This window comes from Saccharopolyspora sp. NPDC047091 (assembly GCF_040643635.1).
In the GTDB taxonomy this organism is placed as follows: Bacteria; Actinomycetota; Actinomycetes; order Mycobacteriales; family Pseudonocardiaceae; genus Saccharopolyspora_C.
On record NZ_JBEYUS010000026.1, the window covers coordinates 54,332 to 76,319 of the forward strand.

Annotated in this window: 22 protein-coding genes and 1 pseudogene; 12 read left to right on the forward strand and 11 right to left on the reverse strand. The window is 70.9% G+C overall.

Annotation, left to right across the window (positions count from 1 at the left end; all coding sequences use genetic code 11):
* Positions 1 to 197: 197 nt before the first annotated feature.
* The gene (locus ABZ805_RS14065; RefSeq protein ID WP_358439239.1) at positions 198 to 1,364 is read right to left on the reverse strand and encodes a BMP family ABC transporter substrate-binding protein; all 1,167 of its coding nucleotides are present in this window, start codon (positions 1,362 to 1,364) and stop codon (positions 198 to 200) included.
* Between the two features lie 417 nt (positions 1,365 to 1,781).
* Here ABZ805_RS14065 and sdhC point away from each other — a divergent pair, with 417 nt between their 5' ends.
* From sdhC to ABZ805_RS14100, 7 genes are all read left to right on the forward strand, one after another.
* Positions 1,782 to 2,219, forward strand: coding sequence for a succinate dehydrogenase, cytochrome b556 subunit (gene sdhC, locus ABZ805_RS14070; protein WP_224955935.1), 438 nt, complete (start codon positions 1,782 to 1,784; stop codon positions 2,217 to 2,219).
* Positions 2,220 to 2,222: 3 nt separating this feature from the next.
* A complete protein-coding gene (locus ABZ805_RS14075; RefSeq protein WP_224955936.1) occupies positions 2,223 to 2,642 on the forward strand; it encodes a succinate dehydrogenase hydrophobic membrane anchor subunit in 420 nt (139 codons plus the stop codon).
* 68 nt (positions 2,643 to 2,710) lie between these two features.
* The gene (sdhA, locus tag ABZ805_RS14080) at positions 2,711 to 4,501 is read left to right on the forward strand and encodes a succinate dehydrogenase flavoprotein subunit (protein ID WP_358439243.1); all 1,791 of its coding nucleotides are present in this window, start codon (positions 2,711 to 2,713) and stop codon (positions 4,499 to 4,501) included.
* On the forward strand, positions 4,501 to 5,289 hold the full coding sequence (locus ABZ805_RS14085; RefSeq protein WP_224955938.1) for a succinate dehydrogenase iron-sulfur subunit: 789 nt from the start codon (positions 4,501 to 4,503) through the stop codon (positions 5,287 to 5,289). Before sdhA ends, ABZ805_RS14085 begins: the two co-directional genes overlap by 1 nt.
* Positions 5,290 to 5,418: 129 nt before the next feature.
* A complete protein-coding gene (locus tag ABZ805_RS14090) occupies positions 5,419 to 5,865 on the forward strand; it encodes a hypothetical protein (RefSeq protein ID WP_358439246.1) in 447 nt (148 codons plus the stop codon).
* Positions 5,862 to 7,172 (forward strand): hypothetical protein, encoded by a 1,311-nt coding sequence (locus tag ABZ805_RS14095; RefSeq protein ID WP_358439249.1) that lies wholly within the window; start codon positions 5,862 to 5,864, stop codon positions 7,170 to 7,172. Before ABZ805_RS14090 ends, ABZ805_RS14095 begins: the two co-directional genes overlap by 4 nt.
* Entirely contained in the window at positions 7,169 to 8,635 is a 1,467-nt protein-coding gene (locus tag ABZ805_RS14100; protein WP_358439251.1) for a hypothetical protein, read from the forward strand. Before ABZ805_RS14095 ends, ABZ805_RS14100 begins: the two co-directional genes overlap by 4 nt.
* Before the next feature lie 24 nt (positions 8,636 to 8,659).
* Here ABZ805_RS14100 and ABZ805_RS14105 read toward each other — a convergent pair whose 3' ends face one another.
* Positions 8,660 to 9,511 (reverse strand): helix-turn-helix transcriptional regulator, encoded by an 852-nt coding sequence (locus ABZ805_RS14105; RefSeq protein ID WP_358439254.1) that lies wholly within the window; start codon positions 9,509 to 9,511, stop codon positions 8,660 to 8,662.
* Positions 9,512 to 9,611: 100 nt separating this feature from the next.
* Here ABZ805_RS14105 and ABZ805_RS14110 point away from each other — a divergent pair, with 100 nt between their 5' ends.
* Both ABZ805_RS14110 and ABZ805_RS14115 read left to right on the forward strand, forming a co-directional pair.
* Positions 9,612 to 10,382, forward strand: coding sequence for an SDR family NAD(P)-dependent oxidoreductase (locus ABZ805_RS14110; protein ID WP_358439257.1), 771 nt, complete (start codon positions 9,612 to 9,614; stop codon positions 10,380 to 10,382).
* Between the two features lie 33 nt (positions 10,383 to 10,415).
* Complete coding sequence (locus ABZ805_RS14115) at positions 10,416 to 10,646, forward strand: 4-oxalocrotonate tautomerase family protein (protein ID WP_358439260.1); 231 nt, start codon at positions 10,416 to 10,418, stop codon at positions 10,644 to 10,646.
* A gap of 14 nt (positions 10,647 to 10,660) precedes the next feature.
* Here ABZ805_RS14115 and ABZ805_RS14120 read toward each other — a convergent pair whose 3' ends face one another.
* Positions 10,661 to 10,888, reverse strand: a complete 228-nt coding sequence (locus ABZ805_RS14120) for a hypothetical protein (RefSeq protein WP_358439263.1) — start codon at positions 10,886 to 10,888, stop codon at positions 10,661 to 10,663.
* A gap of 555 nt (positions 10,889 to 11,443) precedes the next feature.
* Here ABZ805_RS14120 and ABZ805_RS14125 point away from each other — a divergent pair.
* The gene (locus tag ABZ805_RS14125) at positions 11,444 to 12,676 is read left to right on the forward strand and encodes a serine hydrolase (protein WP_358439266.1); all 1,233 of its coding nucleotides are present in this window, start codon (positions 11,444 to 11,446) and stop codon (positions 12,674 to 12,676) included.
* A 424-nt stretch (positions 12,677 to 13,100) separates the two neighbouring features.
* Here ABZ805_RS14125 and yhjD read toward each other — a convergent pair whose 3' ends face one another.
* The 3 genes from yhjD to ABZ805_RS14140 form a co-directional block, all read right to left on the reverse strand.
* Positions 13,101 to 14,135, reverse strand: a complete 1,035-nt coding sequence (gene yhjD / locus ABZ805_RS14130) for an inner membrane protein YhjD (RefSeq protein ID WP_358439269.1) — start codon at positions 14,133 to 14,135, stop codon at positions 13,101 to 13,103.
* Between the two features lie 95 nt (positions 14,136 to 14,230).
* A complete protein-coding gene (gene trpS / locus ABZ805_RS14135) occupies positions 14,231 to 15,283 on the reverse strand; it encodes a tryptophan--tRNA ligase (protein ID WP_358439272.1) in 1,053 nt (350 codons plus the stop codon).
* 85 nt (positions 15,284 to 15,368) lie between these two features.
* The gene (locus ABZ805_RS14140; protein WP_358439275.1) at positions 15,369 to 15,599 is read right to left on the reverse strand and encodes a hypothetical protein; all 231 of its coding nucleotides are present in this window, start codon (positions 15,597 to 15,599) and stop codon (positions 15,369 to 15,371) included.
* A 485-nt stretch (positions 15,600 to 16,084) separates the two neighbouring features.
* Here ABZ805_RS14140 and ABZ805_RS14145 point away from each other — a divergent pair, with 485 nt between their 5' ends.
* Positions 16,085 to 17,596: a S8 family serine peptidase gene (locus ABZ805_RS14145; RefSeq protein WP_358439278.1), complete on the forward strand. Its 1,512-nt coding sequence runs from the start codon at positions 16,085 to 16,087 to the stop codon at positions 17,594 to 17,596.
* A gap of 43 nt (positions 17,597 to 17,639) precedes the next feature.
* Here the strand turns inward: ABZ805_RS14145 and ABZ805_RS14150 are convergent, their stop codons facing one another.
* From ABZ805_RS14150 to ABZ805_RS14165, 4 genes are all read right to left on the reverse strand, one after another.
* Positions 17,640 to 18,281: an HD domain-containing protein gene (locus ABZ805_RS14150; RefSeq protein ID WP_358439281.1), complete on the reverse strand. Its 642-nt coding sequence runs from the start codon at positions 18,279 to 18,281 to the stop codon at positions 17,640 to 17,642.
* A gap of 78 nt (positions 18,282 to 18,359) precedes the next feature.
* On the reverse strand, positions 18,360 to 18,818 hold the full coding sequence (locus tag ABZ805_RS14155; RefSeq protein WP_358439284.1) for a dihydrofolate reductase: 459 nt from the start codon (positions 18,816 to 18,818) through the stop codon (positions 18,360 to 18,362).
* Between the two features lie 5 nt (positions 18,819 to 18,823).
* Positions 18,824 to 19,621 (reverse strand): thymidylate synthase, encoded by a 798-nt coding sequence (locus ABZ805_RS14160; protein WP_358439287.1) that lies wholly within the window; start codon positions 19,619 to 19,621, stop codon positions 18,824 to 18,826.
* A 151-nt stretch (positions 19,622 to 19,772) separates the two neighbouring features.
* On the reverse strand, positions 19,773 to 20,570 hold the full coding sequence (locus ABZ805_RS14165; protein WP_358439289.1) for an exodeoxyribonuclease III: 798 nt from the start codon (positions 20,568 to 20,570) through the stop codon (positions 19,773 to 19,775).
* Between the two features lie 318 nt (positions 20,571 to 20,888).
* Here ABZ805_RS14165 and ABZ805_RS14170 point away from each other — a divergent pair, with 318 nt between their 5' ends.
* Entirely contained in the window at positions 20,889 to 21,704 is an 816-nt protein-coding gene (locus ABZ805_RS14170) for a helix-turn-helix transcriptional regulator (RefSeq protein WP_358439291.1), read from the forward strand.
* A 170-nt stretch (positions 21,705 to 21,874) separates the two neighbouring features.
* Here the strand turns inward: ABZ805_RS14170 and ABZ805_RS14175 are convergent.
* Positions 21,875 to 21,988: pseudogene (locus tag ABZ805_RS14175) on the reverse strand (CDP-alcohol phosphatidyltransferase family protein); the annotation flags it as partial.

Sequence of the window (21,988 nt, forward strand, 5' to 3'; positions counted from 1 at the left end):
TCGCGCGGCGGGATCTCCGGGCCGCGCTGGTGCGCGGCGGTCTCTCGGGGCGCACCGATGCGGCGGCCGTTCCGGGCCGCGCCGGTGCGCGGCGGCTCGGTGCCGCGCCGGCGCGGCTGGTGCGCCAGGTCCGCGGATGCGGCGGGCACGGGTTCGGGACCGGTGCGGGCCGCCGGTGGGGGCGGCCCGCCGCCGGGTCACGGGGTGGGGCTGACCTGGATGTCGCCGCGGGCGATCGCGGCCTTGTAGGCGTCGGCGACCGCGGTGAGGTCGTCCACCTTCCCGCCGGAGGTGGAGTAGGTGACCGCGTCCATCGACAGGTCGAACTTCGGCGGCACCGCGGACAGATCGCCCCGCGCGACGGCCGCCACGTAGTCGAACACGGCGAGGTCGATCCGCTTCAGCATCGAGGTGATGATCACGTCCTTGTACTGCGCCACGGTCGGCTGCACGTACTGGTCGGAGTCCACGCCGACGGCCATCGCGTCCGCCCCGGCCACGGCCGCGAACACGCCCTTCCCGGAGGCACCGGCCGCGTGGTAGATCACGTCGGCCCCGGCGTCGAGCTGGCCCCGCGCCACCTCGGACCCCTTGTTCGGGTCCTGGAAGCCGGAGAAGTCCCCGGCCGGGGTGAGGTAGTCGGTCTGGATCCGCACGTCCGGCGCGGCGGCCTTCGCGCCCTGCTCGAACCCGGCCTGGAACTTCTGGATCAGCGGCGTCTCCACCCCGCCGACGAACCCGATGCTGCAATTCCGGGACTTGTGCGCGGCGAGCACGCCCACCAGGAACGAACCCTGCTCCTCGGCGAACACCAGCGAGGTGACGTTCGGGATGCCGTCGATCTTCTCGTCGATCAGCGCGAACTTCGTGCCCAGGAACTCGGGGGCGACGACCTTCACCGAGTCCGCGTAGGCGTAGCCGACGGCGATGACCGGGTTGAAGCCCTCGCGCGCCAGCTGGCGCAGCCGGGTCTGCTTCGCGTCCTCCGGCTCACCGGCGGCGGCGTCGAGCTCCTTGGTCCGGGTGAGCCCCATCTCGGACTTCGCGCGCTCCAGACCGGCGACGGTGGCGTCGTTGAACGACGCGTCGCCGCGGCCGCCGATGTCGAACGCCAGCCCGACCTGCATCCGGCTCGCGTCCGGCGCGGGTGCGTCGGCGCGCTCCGACGTGCTCACCGGCGCCGTCACCGCCGGTGGCTGCTCGGTGCGGCACGGCTGCCCCTCGACGGCGCCCCCGCCGCCGCGGGCGTCCTTGGCGCAGCCCGACAGCGCCAGCACCCCCGCCAGCGCCACCGCGGTCAGCGCGGCGCCGGAGCGCCGCCACCCCGCCCCGTACCCCTTGGACGAGCCGGCCGTTCGCCGCATCGCCGTTCCCCTTTCGACAACCCCGCCGCACAGCTCCGCGCCCCGGTGACCGCTCCGGATCGGAGCGAATCGCGGGGCGCGGACCGCGGCCCGTTCCCCTTCCGGGGAATGCGGGCCGATACGCAGCACACGTCCGGTGACGTGGCTCTCGAAATTAAGGCTTGACCCTGCTGCTTGCGTATTGCCCCGGTGTCACGAGTTGATTTCTACATCGATCCACCAGGTAGCGGCCTTTGTCTGGTCGATCACACAGAGCACAGGCGAGTAGGCCGCACGGATGGTGCAGGTCTAGCATCCGAGACGTCCAGGCCTTGTTCAGGTGGCCGGTGACGGGCGTACGAATGACGACGACTCGGACCGGTCGTCATGTTCCCGAACGGGCCGTCAGTCCACCAGCGACGTTGGAGGCCTTCCACCATGGCCAGCACCACCGCCTCCGCGGCGGAGGCCCCCCAGCGCGAGGGCAACCCTCGTGCCAAGGGATCCCTCTACCGCGGTGACTTGGGCATGTGGTCGTGGGTAGCGCACCGGATCACGGGCGTGCTCACATTCTTCTTCTTGTTCGTGCACGTGTTGGACACCGCTCTCGTGCGGGTATCGCCCGAGGCGTACGACACGGTCATCGAAACCTACAAAAGCCCGATCATGATCCTGTTCGAACTGGGTCTGCTCGCGGCGGTGCTGTTCCACGCGTTCAACGGCATCCGCGTCATGCTGGTCGACTTCTGGTCGAACGGGCCGAAATACCAGAAGCCGATGCTCTGGACCGTTCTGGTGGTGTGGCTGGTGCTGATCGTGCCCGCCGCCATCAGCATGCTCACGCGCGCCGTCACGGAACTGTTCGGGGGGCACTGACCCATGACCACCATCGACGCGCCGCTGTCGGTCGACAAGCCGCGGTCCCCGCACCGCCCGGCCGCTCGCCGCAGCAACTTCGAGCTCTACAGCTGGCTGTTCATGCGCCTGTCGGGCGTGCTGCTGCTGTTCCTGGTCCTCGGGCACATGCTGATCATGCTGTTCCTGGACGGCGGGGTGCACCGGGTCAACTTCGCGTTCGTCGCGGGCCGCTGGGCCTCCCCGTTCTGGCAGTTCTGGGACCTGACGATGCTGTGGCTGGCCGGCCTGCACGGCGGCAACGGGCTGCGCACCGTGATCAACGACTACTCCCGCAAGGACGCCACCCGGTTCTGGCTGAAGATGCTGCTGTACGTCTCGGTCCTGCTCACGGTCGGTCTGGGCACCTTCGTGCTCTTCACCTTCGACCCGAACATCGGCTGACGACACAGCGCAGGCTTCGAGGCCCCGCGAGCAGCGGACGGCCTCGCCAGCGGCCCTAGGAGGCGACCATGCAACACCACAAGTACGACGTGGTCATCGTCGGCGCAGGCGGCGCCGGGATGCGCGCGGCGATCGAGTCGGGCCAGCGCGCCCGCACCGCCGTGCTGACGAAGCTCTACCCCACCCGCTCCCACACCGGCGCGGCGCAGGGCGGCATGTGCGCCGCCCTCGCCAACGTCGAGGAGGACAACTGGGAGTGGCACACCTTCGACACCATCAAGGGCGGCGACTACCTCGTCGACCAGGACGCCGCCGAGATCATGGCCAAGGAGGCCATCGACTCGGTGCTCGACCTGGAGAAGATGGGGCTGCCGTTCAACCGGACGCCCGAAGGCAAGATCGACCAGCGCCGGTTCGGCGGCCACACCCGCGACCACGGCAAGTCCCCGGTGCGCCGGGCCTGCTACGCCGCGGACCGCACCGGCCACATGATCCTGCAGACGCTGTACCAGAACTGCATCAAGCACGGCGTGGAGTTCTTCAACGAGTTCTACGTCCTCGACGTCACGATGAGCGAGGGCGAGGACGGCGAGCAGGTCTGCACCGGCGCGGTGGCCTACGAGCTCGCCACCGGTGAGATCCACGTGTTCGAGGCGAAGGCCGTCGTGTTCGCCACCGGCGGTTTCGGCAAGGTCTTCAAGACGACGTCCAACGCGCACACCCTCACCGGTGACGGCATGGGCATCATCTACCGCAAGGGCCTGCCGCTGGAGGACATGGAGTTCTACCAGTTCCACCCGACCGGCCTGGCCGGGCTGGGCATCCTCATCTCGGAGGCGGTCCGCGGCGAGGGCGGCATCCTGCGCAACGCCGACGGCGAGCGGTTCATGGAGCGCTACGCCCCGACGATCAAGGACCTGGCGCCGCGCGACATCGTCGCCCGCTCGATGGCCCTGGAGGTCCTGGAAGGCCGCGGCGCGGGCCCGAACAAGGACTACGTGCTGCTCGACGTCACGCACCTCGGCGCGGACGTGCTGGAGCAGAAGCTGCCGGACATCACCGAGTTCTCCCGCACCTACCTGGGCGTGGAGCCGACCACCGAGCCGGTGCCGGTGTACCCGACCGCGCACTACGCGATGGGCGGCATCCCCACCAACATCACCGGTGAGGTGCTGCGGGACAACGAGCACACCGTGCCGGGGCTGTACGCCGCGGGCGAGTGCGCGTGCGTGTCGGTGCACGGCTCGAACCGGCTCGGCACGAACTCGCTGCTGGACATCAACGTGTTCGGCCGCCGGGCGGGCATCGCCGCCGCGGAGTACGCCAACGCGCACGAGCACGTGGAGATCCCGGAGGAGCCCACCAAGCTCGTCGAGGGCATGGTCGAGCACCTGCGCACCGCGCACGGCGGGGAGCGGGTCGCCACGATCCGCACCGAGCTGCAGGAGACGATGGATGCCAACGCCTCGGTGTACCGCACCGAGGAGACGCTGAAGCAGGCGCTGTCGGACGTGCAGTCGCTCAAGGAGCGCTACGGCCGGATCGCGGTGCACGACAAGGGCAAGCGGTTCAACTCGGACCTGCTGGAGGCCATCGAGCTCGGTTTCCTGCTGGACCTGGCCGAGTCGCTGGTGAACGCGGCGCTGGCGCGCAAGGAGTCCCGCGGCGGGCACGCCCGCGAGGACTACACCGCCCGCGACGACACCAACTTCATGCGCCACAGCATGTCGTACAAGCAGCTGCCCGACGCCGAGGATCCGAACGCGCCGCTGGGACTGACCGGCTTCCAGTCCGACATCCGGTTGGACTACAAGCCCGTCGTCGTGACCCGGTACCAGCCGATGGAGCGTAAGTACTGATGACCGCAACCGTGACGAACACCGAACAGACCACCGACCTGCCGTCGGACGCCCCGCCCATCCCCGAGGGCGCCACGATGGTCACGGTCAAGATCCAGCGGTTCAACCCGGAGGTCGACGAGGACCTGCACTGGGAGTCCTTCCGGATCCCGGCGCTGCCCAGCGACCGCGTGCTGAACCTGCTGCACTACATCAAGTGGTACGTGGACGGCTCGCTGACGTTCCGCCGCTCCTGCGCGCACGGCGTCTGCGGTTCGGACGCGATGCGCATCAACGGCGTGAACCGCCTGGCCTGCAAGGTCCTGATGAAGGACCTGCTGGCCAAGAACGGCGAGACGACGATCACCGTCGAGCCGATCAAGGGCCTGCCGGTGCACAAGGACCTGCTGGTCGACATGGAACCGTTCTTCGAGGCCTACCGGGCGATCAAGCCCTACCTGGTCACCTCGGGCAACGAGCCGACCCGCGAGCGCACCCAGTCCGTCGCCGAGCGCGCGCGCTTCGACGACACCACCAAGTGCATCCTGTGCGCGGCCTGCACCACGTCCTGCCCGGTGTACTGGTCGGAGGGCTCCTACTTCGGGCCCGCCGCGATCGTCAACGCGCACCGGTTCATCTTCGACAGCCGCGACGAGGCCGCCGAGGAGCGCCTGGACATCCTCAACGACGTGGACGGCGTGTGGCGCTGCCGCACCACGTTCAACTGCACGGACGCCTGCCCCCGTGGCATCCAGGTCACCAAGGCGATCCAAGAGGTCAAGCGGGCCTTGATGTTCCGCCGCCGCTGACCCCGGCACGAACACCGCGAAGCGCCCGCCCCCGGTCCAGGGGGCGGGCGCTTCCGCGTTCCACCTGGCAGACAACGCCGGATCACCGAACCCGGCACGCTGAGTGACGATCATGCGTATTCTGCGATCATGTCCCAGGTCCCCGACACCACCCGCTTCGCGGAGGCGGCCGTCCGCCACTACCGGGATGCCGAGCTGCTCCTCGGGAGGCAACGGGTCGCGAACGCTGATCACCTGGCAGGGATCGCTGCGGAATGCGCGCTGAAAGCGATCCTCATCGGCCACCTCGGCGGTGTTCTCCACGGCGACCGCCCGAAGCATCCGGCAGAACCGAAGGCGACCTACGGACATTTGCCCGGGTTGTGGCACGAATTGAGCCTGCTCCCCGCGGGCCGGACCGGCGGCGCCTTCCACCAGGCGATCTCCGCCGCCAACCCGTTCGAGCACTGGACCGTCTTCGAGCGCTATTCGGACGGCGCCCACATCGACGCCGCGCGCGCTGATGCCCATCTCGCGGAGGCGCGGAAGTTACTCTCCTTCCACCAGCAGGCCCAGATCAACGGAGTGCTCCCGTGACGCCCATCCGCTTCGACGACGCATGGCGGAACGCCGGCCGGGTCGCGGAGGACGTCATCCGCACCGGCCTGGACGTCGTCCTGGTCCGCGATCTCGCGGGCCGGATCACGCTGGTGCTCGACGACACCGGCGAGGCGGCGCTCCCCGACGGGCTGGAGGCCGGGTTCCGCGACGCGACGGGCGCCTTCGCCTCCGGACAACCGGTGCTGCTCGCCTCCGCGCTGTTCGCGCCGGAGGCGGTGCTCGACGCCCCCGACCTGATCGCCCGGACCGAACGCGCTGCGGGGCGTGGGAGGTTCGCCGTCCTCGAACGCACCGTCGTCGGCGCCGACTGGGCACGTCCCAGGGCCGAACCTCCGCTCCGACGGATCACGCTCTACGGCTTCAAGGGCGGGGTCGGGCGTTCCACGGCGACGTTCATGCTCGCCAAGGACTTGGCCGCCCGCGGTCTGTGCGTGCTGGTGGCGGACCTCGACCTGGAGTCCCCCGGGGTCGGCGAGCTGCTCCAGCGACCGGACGGCAGAGCTCCGCACGGCCTCGTCGATCACCTCGTCGAAGCCGCCGTCGGCAACGAGGACGGCCTCGACCTCGTCAGCCGCAGCGAGGTGGTCCGGCCTCCCGGCAACGGCGAGGTGTGGCTGCTGGCAGCCGACGGGGGTGACCCGGCGAAACGCGACTACCTGGCCAAGCTCAACCGGATCTACGCGGAGCTCCCGGACGGCGGGAACGGCGCCTCCCGCACCCTGGCCGACCGCATCGAGGCGGCGCTGCTCGCGGCGGAGCAGCAGGTCGCGGCGCGCAGCCGGGAACCGGATGTGGTCCTGCTGGACAGCAGGGCCGGGATCCACGACATCGCGGCGATAGCGATCACGCGGCTCAGCAGCCTGAGCCTGCTGTTCGCCAACGACAACCCGCACACCTGGGCCGGGTACCGGATGCTGTTCGACCAGTGGCGGCAGCTCCCTGCGGAGCTCCGCGACGACGTGCGGCAACGGTTGAAGATGGTCGCGGCGATGGTGCCGTCCGCGTCGGCGCCGGAGCGGTTGGAGCGATTCCGGGACCACGCCCAGCAGTGCTTCGCGGAGACCCTGTACGACGACGCCTCCCCAGCGGACGGAGCCGCGTTCAACTTCGGTCCGGACGACGAGGACGCTCCGCACTTCCCGCTGCCGATCCTGTTCTCCCACGACCTCGTCGGCATCGACCACACCGACGCCCCGGACTGGCACGACCACCCGTTCATCAAGGCCGCTTACGAGCGGTTCCTCCCCGAAGCAGGCGCTCTCGCCGTGGAAGAGCAGGAATGAGCCTCACCCCGCACCAGTACCGCGAGCTGCTGGCGGCGATGCCGTCCACGGCGGATGCGGACACGAGCCCGATCGACCCCCGGACGCTCTTCACCCCGCCGGGGCACCGGCTGTCGTTGGACCCGGACGTGACCGTGGTGAAGGGCGGGCGCGGGGTCGGGAAGTCGGTGTGGTTCCAGGCTCTGCAGAAGGACGAACTGCGCGAGCTGGCGGCCGAGGAGTACCGCCTCCCGCAGTTGCGACGACTCGTTCCGCACGCCGGGTACGGCGCTGCGCTGCGCCCGTCCGACTATCCCGACGCGGACACCATCGCGGCCTTGCTCGCCAACGGTGCCGAACCGCGGGACCTCTGGTACGCCGTGGTGCTGAACGCGCTGGAAGTGCGAGAAGTGCAGGACTTGGATAAGTGGTCTCAACGAGTCGACTGGGTGAAGGGCAACCCGGAGGACCGCGCAGCCGCACTCACCCGGGTCGACCGACACGCCGAAAGCTCGGGCCGGACCGAACTGATCATGTTCGACGCGCTGGAGCGCACGCACAACAAGCGCTCCGAAGCCGACCGGCTCGCCACCGCGATACTCCAGGTCGCGTTGGAACTGCGGCTGATGACGCGGCACCTGCGGGCGAAGGTCTTCATCCGCCCCGACATGCTGAACAACCTCTCGCTCAGCTTCGCCGATTCCTCGAAGCTCATCTCGAACGCCGCCGAACTCACCTGGTACCGGAGCAACCTGTACGGGCTGTTCTTCCACCAGCTCGGGAACGCCGACAGCGACCACGCGGCGGCATTCCGCGCCGCCACCGGACGTTGGCGGAACGCGCAGCACCGCTACGTGGCGCCCGAGGCGCTGATCGGTGATGAGCCGAAGCAGAACGAGACCTTCATCGCGATCGCCGGGCCGTACATGGGGCAGAACCACCGGAAGGGGCATACCTACACCTGGCTGCCCAACCACCTCGCCGACGGCACGGACCAGATCAGCCCGCGCAGCTTCCTGGACGCGTTGCGCCGGGCCGGGGAGAGTTCGGCGGCGCGACACGCCGGCTACGAGCACGCCCTGCACTGGGAAGCGATCAAAAAGGGCGTGCAGTCGGCGTCCGAGACCCGGGTGGGCGAGTTGACCGAGGACATCTCGTGGGTGCCTGTGACCATCACCCCGCTGGCGGGGAAGCAGGTTCCCATACCGCAAGCCGATGTCATCTCGCGGTGGAACGAAGTAGGCCTTTCGGAACGCCTCGCCGAACACCAGCGAACGCACGCCGGGGAGCAGGGCAAGGACGGCTCGAAGCAGCAGGTGTCCACGGGACCCCGGAACCACCAACCGGAGAGCCTGATCGAAGAGCTCATCGCGCTGGGCGTGATGAAGCGACGTGCCACCGGCATGCTCGACGTGCCGGACATCTACCGCATCAACTTCGACCTCGGTCGCAAGGGAGGAGTCCCTCGAATCAAGTCGAACTGACCCGGGCGCTTCCGCGTTCGCCGGTCAGGTGCGGGGGCTGGTGAAGCGTTCGTGGCCGACGACGTTGAGGAGTTCCAGCTTGGCGTGGCCGTCGCTGCCGGGGGCCGCGGTGAGCACCAGCAGCGCCTGGGCGTGGTCCTCGGTGAACAGCACCTGGCAGTCCACCTCGATGGCGCCGACCTCGGGGTGCAGCAGCGTCTTGTGGTCCGCGAAGCGCTTGGCCACCTCGTGGCGCCGCCACAGCTCGGCGAACTCGGGGCTCTTGCGCAGCAGCGCCCGCACCACGTCACCGGCCGCGGAGGCGTCGCCCAGCATCCCGTAGGCGACGCGCAGGTTCGCGACCTGCGCGCGGCTCTGCCGGTCCCGGTCGGCCTCCGGGTACATGCGGCGTTCGTGCTCCGGTTCGGTGAACCAGCGGTAGACCTCGCTGCGGGCCAGCCCCACGTAACCGGAGCGGTCCCCGAGCAGGGCGCAGGCCATCCGGTTCTGCACCAGCGTCTCCCCCAGCGCGGACAGGATCAGCGCGGGCGTGTCGTCCAGCCGGTCCAGCACCCGCAGCAGCGCCGGGGCCACGTGCGGCGACGCCAGGACCCGCCGCGGGGCGTTGTGCCCGGCCACCTGGAACAGGTAGTCCCGCTCGTCGTCGCTGAGCCGCAGCGCCCTGGCCAGCGCCGTCAGCAGCTGCGCGCTCGGGTGCGGGCCGCGGCGCTGCTCCAGCCGCGTGTAGTAGTCGGTGGACATGCCGGCCAGCGACGCCACCTCCTCCCGGCGCAGCCCGGGCGTGCGCCTGCGGGCGCCCGGGGGCAGGCCCACGTCGGCGGGGCGCAGCGCCTCCCGGCGGCGGGACAGGAAGGTGGCGAGTGCGGGTCGGTCCATGCCACCAGCATGAACCCGGCCGCGGGCACCGACCAGGGACCGCCGATCCCCCGATAACCGATCTCTGCACGTGGCGGGGGCACCGTCCCAGACTCGTGGCATGCACATCAGCGGAAACACCCTCTTCATCCCCGGCGCCACCAGCGGCATCGGCCTGGCCCTCGCCCTGCGCTTCCACGAGAAGGGCAACACCGTCATCGTCGGCGGCAGGCGCGAGGAGCTCCTCGCGCAGATCGCCGCCGAGCACCCCGGCATCGACACCCAGCGGATCGACACGCTCGACCCGGCGAGCATCCGCGACGCGTCGGCCGCGGTGCTGGAGCGCCACCCCGATCTGAACGTGCTCGTCCCGATGGCGGGCATCATGCGCGCCGAGAACTGGCGGGATCCCGCCGGGTTCCTCGAATCGGCGGAGGACGTCATCGCCACCAACGTGCTCGGGCCGATCCGGCTCATCGCCGAGTTCATCGAGCACCTGCAGCGGCAGCCGGACGCGACCGTGCTCACCGTGACCTCCGGGCTGGCGTTCACCCCGCTGCGCGTGACGCCCAGCTACAACGCCTCGAAGGCCGCGATCCACATGCTCACCGAATCGCTGCGGCTGCAGCTGAGGGGCACCAGCGTGCGGCTGCAGGAGCTGGCGCCGCCGGCGGTGCAGACCGACCTGATGCCCGGGCACCGGGAGAGCTCGCACGCGATGCCGCTGGACGAGTTCATCGACGAGGTGATGGCGCTGCTGGAAGCCGACCCCGAGGCGCGGGAGATCCTCGTCGAACGGGTCAAGTTCCTGCGCTACTCCGAGGTCCGCGGCGAGTTCGACCAGGTGGTGGCCGCCCTCGACGCCGCCGACCCGCACGGCGGCGCGGCCTGACCGGAACCGGAACGACCTGCTGGAGGAGAAGACATGCCGTTCGCGAACCTGAAAGTGCCCGCCGGAACCCTCGACGCCGAGCAGAAGGAACGGCTCGTGCACCGCGTCACCGACCTGTACGCCGAAGTCTTCGGCGAACGGGCCCGCGCCACCACGCTCGTGCTCGTGGAGGACGTCGCCGACGGCGGCTGGGGCGTCGGCGGGACCGTGCTGACGCTCGCCGCGCTGCAGGGCGGGGCGGGAACCGCGCCGGACGCCGGGTAGGGCGCGCCGGAGGCTCAGCCGCGGGTCGCGCGGAACGCGCGCCAGCCGAGCACGCCGATCGCGGTGCCCAGCACCAGCGACACCGCGGCGATCACGAAGTGCACGTAGAGGAACGGCGTCGGCGAACCGGCCTGCCAGGAGTTCTCGCTCACCCAGATGTTGCGGAAGAACGTGGGCCACAGCAGCCACGACCACACGCCGAAGGCGAGCAGGAACAGGGCGGTACGGCGGGAGAACGTCACGGGGGCAGTATCACCCCGCGCCCGGCGGCCCGGTCCGACGCCCACCTCGCAAGTGGCCCAGCTCTCGGCCGGCCCGAGCTCGGGTGTGCTGGCGCTCGGGTGGTCCGGCGCTCGGATGAGCCGGGCTCGGATGAGCCGGGCTCGGATGACCCGGCACTCGCGTGATCCGGCGCTCGGATGACTCGGGCGCTCGGATGATCCGGCACTCGAGCACCCGGCTCTCGGATGCTCCGCGCCGCTCCGGGCCCCGCGGCTCCAGGTGAACGGCCCGCTCGCCCACTCCCACCGGGCGAAGGGGCCATTCACCCGGCGGGAATTCCCGATCTCGGACGGCGGGGTGGGGTGGATGCCCGTCGGCGGTGGAGCCGATGCGGGCGCGCCCCACCTCGGCGCGCGGCACTCGTCGCGGGACTTCCGGTGGACCGGGGGTGGGGTCGGCAGCGGGTTCGCTAGCCTGAGCCCGTGCCCGCGAGAGCTCACCACCCGGTCGCCCCGGTCCGCACGATCCACCCGTTTCCCCCGAGAAATCCGGCATTCGCACCGAATGCCGCGGGCGTGCGGCGCACCGCGGGCAGGCTCGCCGCCGCCGGGTGCGCGGCGCTCGTGCTGCTCGGTCTGGCGCCGCTGAGCGCGGCCGCGCAGGAACCGGCGGGGTGCGCCGGAGCCGCTCCACCACCCGCCGTCGACACCTCCGAGGTCCCCGCTCCGGGTGATCCCGTTCCGGAACCGCTACCGGTCCCCGACGAGCCGGTCGGCGGCGAACGGCTCGGCGAGTGCGGCGAGATCAACGCGCCCGGCGCGCCACCGGCCGCACTGGACCCGATCGCCTCCCAGTCGTGGGTGCTGGCCGACCTGGACACCGGTGAGGTGCTCGCGGCCCGCGATCCGCACGCCCGGCACCGGCCCGCGTCCACCATCAAGGTGCTGACCGCGCTGGTCGCGATCCGCGAGCTCGACATGGCCGACACCATCGTGGTCACCCAGGACGACGCCGACCAGGAGGGCAGCCGGGTCGGGCTCGAACCCGGTGCCACCTACCGCGTCGAGCAGGTGCTGGCCGGGCTGATCATGCAGTCCGGCAACGACGCGGCGCACGCGCTCGCCCGGAAGCTCGGCGGCATCGACGAGACGGTGCGGAAGATGAACGCGCTCGCCGACGAGCTCGGCGCGCACGACACCCGCGCCGCCACCCCGTCCGGCCTGGACGGGCCCGGGATGGCGACGTCCGCCTACGACCTGGCGCTGATCTTCCGGGAGGCCATGCGGCACCCCGAGTTCTCGCACGCCGAATCGGTCCGCGAGACCACGCTGCCCGGCAAGCCCGGCGGCCCGCCGCTGCCGGTGGAGAGCGACAACGCGGTGCTGTGGAACTACCCGGGCGCGCTCGGCGGCAAGACCGGCTTCACCGACGACGCCCGGCACACGTTCATCGCCGCCGCCGAACGCGACGGCAGGCGGCTGGTGGCGGTGCTGATGCGCGGCGAGAACAAGCCGGTGCGGCAGTCGAAGTTCACCATGCAGCTGCTCGACCACGGCTTCTCGCTGCCGCCGGGCACGTCCGTCGGCGAGCTGGTCACCGAACCGGAACCGTCCGAAGAGGACTCGGCACCCGCCGCGCAGGCCGCCACCGACGGGGAGCTGCCGAACTCGCCGATGTTCGGCACCGTCGGGGTGCCGCTGACGGCGCTGGCGGTGCTGGTGATCGTCGCCGCCGGGGTGTTCGCGGTGCTGCGCAGGCGCCGCGCCGCGGCCCGCCGCGCGGCGAACCGCGGACCGGACCACCCCTGACCGAGTTGATCACTCGGATGGGCTAGGTAGTACTCGGGTAATCGCACCGGTTCGCCGAGAAGCGGAACCCGGCATTCTCGTTGGTAGGAGTCGAGCGGCGGGCGGTCCCGGAAGACGCAGCTCGGACCGCCCGGACGGTGCTACCCCGAGCCGGTCGCCGACTCCGGCCCCGTGCGGTGGCCACCGCACGGGGCGCGGCTCACCCGGCCTCGCCCCGAACCCGGCCGGGTGAGCCCACCACCCTCTCCTGTCGGCGGCGACCACCACGGCAACCGGCACCGCCGCGGGTTCTCAGCGGGATTCTCGCGAGGACAGCGTTTTCTCCTGTGGCGGAGCCACCGGTGAAAACGATCCCGCAGCGAGAATCCCGCTGAGGTTCCGCCACCCGCCCCGACTGCCGGAACGAGCGGCGAACCAGATCAGGTCAGCGGCGGAGGAGCCAGCCGGTCAGTGCCCCCAGCCCGAACACCGCCGCCGAAGCCTTGGCCCCCGCACCGATCACCCGCACCTGCGGCCGGATCACCGCGGGTGGCGGCGGTTCCGGCAGCGCCCGGTGCTCGTTGTCGGCGGACGACGCGGTCCACGCCGTGACGAACAGGATGAACCGCGAGGTCAGGTACGCGAACACCAGCAACCCGAGGATCGGCCCGAACGCGGCCGCCGCGGGCGATCCGGTGACGCTGCCGAGGTAGACGACTCCGACCTGCTTGAGCACTTCGAATCCGATGGCGGCGAACAACCCGCCCCACACCGCGCTGCGCAGCGACACGGGCAGCCGCGGCAACCGCGCCAGCACCCAGATGAACACCAGCCAGCCCGCGGCCAGGGACAGCGCGATCGCCAGCACCGACAGCCCGATCCGCGCGGGCCACGTGTTCCCGATGCCGAGCGCGGCGAACAGCGCCCGGCCGACGCCGCCGCCGAGCGCGCTGAGCCCGAACGACACGGCCATCGCCAGCCCCAGCCCGATCAGCGATACCAGGTCGGAGGCGAGCCGCTTGAGCATCGGCGGGGCTTCGTGCTCCTGGCTCCACTGCGCGGTCAGCGCCTCGCGCAGGTTCGTCATCCAGCCCAGACCGGAGTAGAGGGCGACGAGCAGCCCGATGATCCCGACGGTGCCCGCCTGCTCGATCGCCTGCCCGACGACCTGGTTGAGCATGCCGCTCATCTCCCGGTTCGGGACGGCTTCGGTGATCGACAGCCGCAGCTGGTCCAGCAGGTCCGGGTTGCCCGCGAGCACGAATCCGGCCACCGCGAAGGAGATCATCAGCAGCGGCACCAGGGCCAGCACGCTGAAGTAGGTGATCGCCGCGGCGTAGTAGTCGCCGTACTGGCTCTGGTAGCGCGCCGCGGCGCGGATCAGCCGGTCGAGCCACGGGTGCTCCCGGCGCAGCCGCTCCAGCAGACCGGGCTGTTCGCCGGTCGTGGCGGCGCGCGCGGGTTGGCTGCGATCGGTCACGGGTCACCTCCAGGCCCGTCCGGGACGGAGGGGTTGCCCCGAACGGGCCTGAGGTTACCGCCGAATGATCTCGTCAGCGCAAGATCGACGCGCCGTCAGCCGACCGACGGCGGGAGGAAGCCGACGCGCTCGTAGGTGGTCCGCAGCGTGTCGGCGGCGACCTCGCGGGCGTGCTCGGCGCCGCGGCGCAGCACCTTGTCCAGTTCCGCGGGGTCGGCGAGGTAGCCGTGCACCTTCTCCTGGAAGGGGACGGCGAACTCGACGAACGCCTCGCCGACGGCCTTCTTCAGGTCGCCGTAGCCGCGGCCGTCGAACTCGGCGACGAGCTCGTCGATGCCGCTGCCGGTCAGCGCGGAGTGGATGGCGAGCAGGTTGCTCACGCCCGCCTTGTGCTCCGGGTCGTAGCGGATCTCGCGCTCGTTGTCGGTGACGGCGGAGCGGATCTTCTTGGCGGAGCGCTTCGGATCTTCCAGCAGGTCGACGACGCCGCTCGGCTGGGACTTGCTCATCTTCGCCGTCGGGTCCTGCAGGTCCTGGATCTTGGCGGCTTCCTTCGGGATGTGCGCGGAGGGCACGGTGAAGGTGTCGCCGTAGCGGGAGTTGAACCGCTGGGCGAGGTTGCGGGTGAGTTCGAGGTGCTGGCGCTGGTCCTCGCCGACCGGGACCTGGTTCGCCTGGTACAGCAGGATGTCCGCGGCCTGCAGCACGGGGTAGGTGAACAGCCCGACGCTGATGTGGTCGGAGTCCTGGCGCGCGGACTTGTCCTTGAACTGGGTCATGCGGCCGGCTTCGCCGAATCCGGCGAGGCATTCCAGGACCCAGCTCAGCTGGGCGTGCTCGGGGACGTGGCTCTGCACGAACAGGGTGGACGCGTCGGGGTCGATGCCGAGCGCGAGCAGCTGCGCGGCGGAGGTCCGGGTGCGCTTGCGCAGCAGTTCCGGGTCCTGTTCGACGGTGATCGCGTGCAGGTCGACGACGCAGTAGAACGCGTCGTGGTCGTGCTGCATCCGCACCCAGGACCGCAGGGCGCCCAGGTAGTTGCCGAGGTGGAAGGAGTCGGCGGTGGGCTGGATGCCCGACAGGACGCGGGGTCCGCGCCCGGGTGCCGAGCCTGCTGCGGAGGTGTGCGGGTTCTCGTCGCTGCTCACCCGTCGATTCTCGCAAGGTCCGCGCGGGCGGGGGGATCGGGTGGCGCTTCCCGGTGGTGGCCGGGGCGCCGCGCCGGGCGTGCGGTCAGCCCTTGCGCTGGTTCTCCGGCTGGATCTCGATCTTCTTGCGGCGGAGGACGCCGGCGAGCATGCCGACGATGCCGAAACCGATGGCGGCGATGCCGACCGGGGTGGCCGCGCCCACGAAGGGGGCGCCCTGCGCGAGGACCTGGCCGCTGCCCGCGGCCTGCGCCGTGGCGGTGCCCAGGACTGCGACGGCCAGGAGCGGCGCCAGTACCAATACCCGCGTGGTCACGCGGGCAAATCGGCTACGCACGAGCGTTGCCTCCCTTGACGGTTAACCCGTACGGGTACAGATCTCGTTCAACCCGGTTGCGGACCGTACCGATCGTGTGTGAACACCACGATCGCGTTGCGTAAACCGGCCACGACGCAAAGATCCTATTTTCCCGCCGAACCGCGGCGGCACCGGGTACCCGAAGTGCGCGTTATCACTGCTGGAGGCGGGTGCACGCCCCGCTCGCGCACGACACACCGAATTCACCGAGCCGAGCGGTGACAAGCGCCATAACTCGGCCGAGTGGCAAGTCCGGCAACACGTCGACCCGTTCGGCCCTAGCAAGCGACCCCGAAACGGGTGACCCGCGAAAGCGGGAGGCGGCGGCCGTCCGGTTCCCCTGCCGGATTGCTCCTTTTCGCCCTGTCGAAGTCCGCTGATCGGGCGGATCATCCGACGATCAGTCACTGATCGCTCGGTACGAATGTGCCGTGGGAGGACACGTGTCACCACAACGATCGACTCCGCGCCCGCGCGGAAACCGCCTGCGCCTCGCGGGTTCCGCGCTGGCGCTGGGCCTGCTGGTCCCGGCCGTCGCCGCCGTCCCGACCGGGCTCGACCCCGCGGCCACCGCCGCCGACGCCGCGCCCGCCCACTTCGTGGTGCTGGGCCCCACCGGCGACGGGCTGCGCGGGACCGAGGACTCGGTGCGCGCCGTCGGCGGTTCCGTCGTGCAGAGCTGGCCGCAGATCGGCGTCCTGCTCGCCACCTCCCCCGACCCCGGGTTCGCGGCCGCCGTGCGCGCGCAGCCCGCGGTCGACCAGGCGGGAGCCAGCCGGAACCTGGCGGAGCAGCTCCCGCCCGCGCCGCCCAGCACCCGGTTGGAACGGCTGGAGGGCACCGCCGCGCAGCGGCCCGCCACCGCCGCCGACCGGGAACCGCTGGAAGCCGACCAGTGGGACCTGCCGCTGATCGGGGCCGACCGGGCGCACGCGATCTCCACCGGCAGCCCGGACGTCACCGTCGGCGTGCTCGACTACGGCATCGACCCGGAACACCCCGACCTGAAGCCGAACCTGGACCTGTCGAAGTCGGTGAGCTGCGCGCAGGACGGCATCCCGGACACCGCGGTCGAGGCCTGGGCCCCGGCCGACGACACCCAGGCGCACGGCACGCACGTGGCGGGCACCATCGCCGCCGCCCGCAACGGGGTCGGCGTGGCGGGCGTCGCCCCGGACACGAACCTCGCCTCGGTGCGGGTGATCGACGACGACGGGTTCATCTACCCCGAGTACGCGGTGTGCGGATTCCTGTGGGCCGCCGAGCACGACATCGACGTCACGAACAACTCGTACTTCGTGGACCCCTGGTACCTGTGGTGCGAAGGCGATCCCGACCAGCGCGCGGGCGCCGAAGCGGTGCGCCGGGCCGTGGCCTACGCGGCCGGGCACGACGTGGTGACGGTGGCCGCGGCGGGCAACAGCGGCTGGGACCTGTCGCAGCCGATCCACGACACGGACAGCCCGAACAACGGCGGGCCGCAGCAGGACCGGTGGGCCGGGCACGACTGCGCGGCGCTGCCCGGTGAGCTGCCGGGCGTGGTCGCGGTGTCCTCGGTGGGGTCGGACGCGGTGAAGTCGTACTTCTCCAACTACGGCCTCGGTTCGGTCGCGGTGACCGCGCCGGGCGGGGATGCGCGGCAGATCCCGCAGACGCCGTCGGCGAACGGCCGCATCCTCTCCAGCGTGCCCGGCGGCGGCTGGGGCTGGATGCAGGGCACCTCGATGGCCGCGCCGCACGCGGCGGGCGTGGTGGCGCTGCTGCGCGCCACCCACCCGGAGTGGAGCGCGCCGCAGGTCACCGGCGCGCTGTCCGGCCAGGCCGACGCGCTGCCGTGCCCGGAGGCCTACGACCCGGACGGCGACGGGAAACCGGACGCGGTGTGCGCGGGCGGGGCGACCGGCGCCGGGTTCTACGGCGCGGGGTTGATCGACGCGCTGGACGCGGTCGGCTGAGCGGTTCCGGGCGCGCTCCGGACGGGGCGCGCCCGGGCTCGGCTCACTCCCCCGGCCGGACCCAGCCGCGGCGCTCGCCCTCGTCGATCAGCTCCTGCGCCACCGTCCACAGCGGAGCGGAGGCCGCACCGATCACGGCCTTGCGGGCGCGCACGGTGTCCGCGGTGACGCCCGGGGTCCCCCAGGTGCCGCCGCGCGCCAGCCAGTTCAGCAGCAGCGGCTGCACCCGGTCCACGGCCTTCGCGAAGCGCGCCTCCGGTGAGCTGCGGGACTCGAACTCGTCCCACAGGCCGCGGAAGCGCACCGCCTGGTCGGCGGGCAGCAGGCCGAACAGCCGGTCGGCGGCGGCCTCCTCCCGTTCCTGCTGGCTCTCCCGGCCCGCGTCGTCGTAGAGCGGCGTGTCCCCGGCGTAGATCTCGACGAGGTCGTGCAGCACGACGAGTTCGACGGTGCGCCCGACGTCGATCGGTTCGTCGGAGTGCTCGGCCAGCACCGACACCATCAGCGCCAGGTGCCAGGAGTGCTCGGCGTCGTTCTCCCTGCGGTCCGCCGCGGCCAGCGGGGACTGGCGCAGCACGGTCTTGAGCTTGTCCACTTCGGCGAGGAACACCAGCTGCTCCCGCAACCGCCCGCCGATGGCGTCGGGCAGCGGGGTGCGCTCGGCGATCAGGTCTTCGTCGTCCACACCCCGATCATGCCCTCGATCGCCGCCCGGGTGAACGGCTCGGACGGCCCCCTTCGGCCGGGCGGGCCGGTCGCGGGGTCAGCCCCAGGTGCGGAAGCGGTAGTGCAGGCCGGTGGTCGACTCCTGCCAGTCGGTCGTGCGGTCCGGCGGGCGGCCCACGTCGGGGGCGACGGTGTCGCCGTCGAAGGGCTCCCGGATCTCGGTGACCACGATCCGGTCCGCGAGCGGCAGCGCCGCCCGGTACACCGCGGCACCGCCGATCACCCACACGTCCCCGTCGGCCGCGGCCAGCGCGGCGGGCAGGTCGGTGAAGGTCTCCGCGCCGTCCTGCGGGGTGCGCGAGAGCACCAGGTTGCGCCTGCCCGGCAACGGCCGGAACCGCGGCGGCAACGACTCCCAGGTGCGCCGGCCCATCAGCACGGTCGCGCCCGCGGTCGTGGTGCGGAAGTGCTTCAGGTCCTCCGGCAGGTGCCAGGGCATGGTGCCGTCGCGGCCGATGACGCCGGTCGTCGACTGGGCCCAGATCAAGCCGATCATGCCGATCAGACCGCCACCGGCGCCTTGATGCCCGGGTGCGGGTCGTAGCCGTCGACCGAGATGTGCTCGTAGGTGTAGTCGAACAGGCTTTCCGCCGGCTTCAGGTCCAGCCGCGGGAACGGCCGGGCGTCCCGCGCGAGCTGGGTGCGGACCTGTTCCTCGTGGTTGTCGTAGATGTGGCAGTCCCCGCCGGTCCACACGAAGTCGCCGACGCCGAGCCCGACCTGCTCCGCGATCATGTGCGTCAGCAGCGCGTAGCTGGCGATGTTGAACGGCACGCCGAGGAAGAGGTCCGCGCTGCGCTGGTACAGCTGGCAGGACAGCCGCCCGTCGGCGACGTAGAACTGGAAGAACGCGTGGCACGGCGGCAGCGCCATCCGCGAGAGCTCGGCGACGTTCCACGCGGACACGATGATCCGCCGGGAGTCGGGGTTCTCGCGCAGCGTGCGCAGCACCTCGGAGATCTGGTCGACGTGGCCGCCGTCCGGCGTCGGCCAGGACCGCCACTGCACGCCGTAGATCGGGCCGAGGTCGCCGTCGGGGGCCGCCCACTCGTCCCAGATCTTCACGCCGCGCTCCTGCAACCAGGTGGCGTTCGGGTCGCCGCGCAGGAACCACAGCAGTTCGTAGGCGACCGAGCGGAAGTGCACCTTCTTCGTGGTGATCAGCGGGAAGCCGTCGGAGAGCCGGTAGCGCAGCTGGTGCCCGAAGATCGACCGGGTGCCGGTGCCGGTGCGGTCCGCCTTGCGGGTGCCGTCGTCGAGCACGTGGCGGAGCAGGTCTTCGTACTGCGTGTCAGGCATGCCGTCGAGCGTAGACGAGCAGCTCCCGATCACCGCGGCGCCCGAACGCCCGCTCCGGGGCGGCGGGCGGTGTCGACGGCCGAGCACGGCGCGGGCGAGCGGGACCGGCCCCGCTCGCCCGGAAGCCGACGACGGGGCGCCGTGCGCGCGATCAGCGGTCGTAGGTGACGGTGACCGGGGCGTGGTCGCTCCAGCGCTTGTCGTACGACGGCGCCTTCTCGACCACGGCGGAGGTGGCCAGCTCCGCGAGTCCCGGCGTGGCGACCTGGTAGTCGATGCGCCAGCCGGAGTCGTTGTCGAAGGCCTTCCCGCGGTAGGACCACCACGAGTACGGGCCGGGCCCTTCGGGATTGCGCGCGCGGAACACGTCGACGTAGCCGAGTTCGTCGAAGACGCGGCTGAGCCATTCCCGTTCCTCCGGCAGGAATCCCGCGGATTTCCGGTTCGCCTTCCAGTTCTTCAGGTCGTCCTCGCGGTGCGCGATGTTCCAATCGCCGCACACCAGCACTTCGCGCCCCTCCTCGCGCGCGCGGTCGCGCAGCGAATCGAGGTGCGGCAGGAATTCCGCCATGAACCGCTCCTTCTCGTCCTGGCGTTCCGTGCCGACCTCACCGCTGGGCAGGTAGAGGCTGGCGATGACGAGTCCGGGCAGTTCGATCTCCGCGTAGCGCCCGCTGTCGTCGAATTCGGTGCTGCCGAATCCGATCCGGGACGCGGTGGGCTCCACCCGCGAGTACAGCGCGACCCCGCTGCGGCCCTTGGCGGCGGCGGGCGCGAGCAGCGGGAACCAGCCGTCCGGTTCGAGGACGGCCGCGGGCAGCTGCTCCGGTTCGGCGCGGGTCTCCTGCATGCAGACCACGTCGGCGCCGGTTCCGGACAGCCACTCGACGAATCCCTTTTTCGCGGCGGCGCGCAATCCGTTGACGTTGACGGTCGAGACGGTGAACACGCGGCGAGCCTATCGATCCGCACCGACGATCGGGCATTGCGTGCGACGCGGTCGGGCGCCGATACTGTTCCGGCTGGGGTGACTGGGGATTCACCGGGGATGTTGATCATGTGCGTTCGACCTGCTGGAACGGTTCACAACCTTCGCGGGCGGCGCGGTGAGATGGGCTAGACTGCCATGCCGGGTAACGGTGCGTACCGCTGGTACGACTATCTGTCGATGGAAACGACCGTGCGTGATTCGGGAGGTCTGGACGTGACCACGGATGGTGCCGCGAGTGGCGGCCCCACCGCGCGTCGCCTGGTTCTGGGGAGCCAGTTGCGCCGGTTGCGCGAGGCCAGCGGCATCTCCCGCGACGACGCGGGGTACGAGATCCGCGGTTCCGGGTCCAAGATCAGCCGTCTCGAACTCGGCCGGGTCGGGTTCAAGGAACGCGACGTCGCCGACCTGCTGACCCTCTACGGGGTGTCGGACGAGGGCGAGCGGAGCTCCTTCCTCGACCTGGTCCGCCAGTCCAACCAGCCCGGCTGGTGGCACCGCTACAACGACCTCGTCCCGTCCTGGTTCCAGGACTACGTGGGACTCGAGGAGTCGGCGTCCCGCATCCAGACCTACGAGATCCAGTTCGTGCCCGGCCTGCTGCAGACCGAGAACTACGCGCGCGCCATCTCCAGCCAGGGGCGGCCGGAAGCCGTCGAGGAAGAGGTGGAGCGCCGGGTGCGGCTGCGGATGCACCGCCAGCGCCTGTTCACCCAGCCGAACGCCCCGCGGTTGTGGGCGGTGATCGACGAATCCGTGCTGCACCGGCCGATCGGCGGCGTCGACGTGTTGCGCGAGCAGATCGACCACCTGCTGGAAGTGATCAAGCTGCCGACGATCTCGCTGCAGGTGCTGCCGTTCGACCTCGGCCGCTCCGGGGCGGAGGGCGCGTTCACGATCCTGCGGTTCGCCGAGCAGGAGATCCCGGACATCGTCTACCTGGAGCACCTCTCCGGCGCGCTGTACCTGGACAAGCCGGAGGACGTGGAGCTCTACAGCAAGGTCAGCCACCGGCTCGCGGTCGACGCGCAGACGCCGGAGGCCACGCGCAAGACCTTGCAGGCCGCGCGCAAGGCGCTCGGCGACGCCGGTTGACCGCGCAGCCCTCTGTTTCGTGAGTTAGCTCACAGTTTTTCCAGATCCGTGACGCGGGCTCCCGCGATGCTCGATCCTGCACGAAGCCATATGCAGGATTAATCTGCGATTGTGCCCGCAACAGCTCGACGCTCCGTGATCACCGGTGGCCCCTGCGTCACCTACCCGGGCGTCCGTGCGGCTGCACGTCTGGCGGGGATCACGCCGTGCCGGATCACCCAGAACCGCAGCAGTGTGACGAACAGCTCACGTGCGATGATCAACACCGTGACCCACCACGGCAG

What these genes read in the sequence shown, in the direction of transcription:
- ABZ805_RS14155 (WP_358439284.1), bottom strand. Translation starts at nt 18,818, where the DNA reads ATGATCGGCTTGATCTGGGCCCAGTCGACGACCGGCGTCATCGGCCGC.
- ABZ805_RS14065 (WP_358439239.1), bottom strand. Translation starts at nt 1,364, where the DNA reads ATGCGGCGAACGGCCGGCTCGTCCAAGGGGTACGGGGCGGGGTGGCGG.
- ABZ805_RS14105 (WP_358439254.1), bottom strand. Translation starts at nt 9,511, where the DNA reads ATGGACCGACCCGCACTCGCCACCTTCCTGTCCCGCCGCCGGGAGGCG.
- ABZ805_RS14115 (WP_358439260.1), top strand. Translation starts at nt 10,416, where the DNA reads ATGCCGTTCGCGAACCTGAAAGTGCCCGCCGGAACCCTCGACGCCGAG.
- ABZ805_RS14160 (WP_358439287.1), bottom strand. Translation starts at nt 19,621, where the DNA reads ATGCCTGACACGCAGTACGAAGACCTGCTCCGCCACGTGCTCGACGAC.
- sdhA (WP_358439243.1), top strand. Translation starts at nt 2,711, where the DNA reads ATGCAACACCACAAGTACGACGTGGTCATCGTCGGCGCAGGCGGCGCC.
- ABZ805_RS14075 (WP_224955936.1), top strand. Translation starts at nt 2,223, where the DNA reads ATGACCACCATCGACGCGCCGCTGTCGGTCGACAAGCCGCGGTCCCCG.
- sdhC (WP_224955935.1), top strand. Translation starts at nt 1,782, where the DNA reads ATGGCCAGCACCACCGCCTCCGCGGCGGAGGCCCCCCAGCGCGAGGGC.
- ABZ805_RS14110 (WP_358439257.1), top strand. Translation starts at nt 9,612, where the DNA reads ATGCACATCAGCGGAAACACCCTCTTCATCCCCGGCGCCACCAGCGGC.
- ABZ805_RS14090 (WP_358439246.1), top strand. Translation starts at nt 5,419, where the DNA reads ATGTCCCAGGTCCCCGACACCACCCGCTTCGCGGAGGCGGCCGTCCGC.
- ABZ805_RS14100 (WP_358439251.1), top strand. Translation starts at nt 7,169, where the DNA reads ATGAGCCTCACCCCGCACCAGTACCGCGAGCTGCTGGCGGCGATGCCG.
- ABZ805_RS14085 (WP_224955938.1), top strand. Translation starts at nt 4,501, where the DNA reads ATGACCGCAACCGTGACGAACACCGAACAGACCACCGACCTGCCGTCG.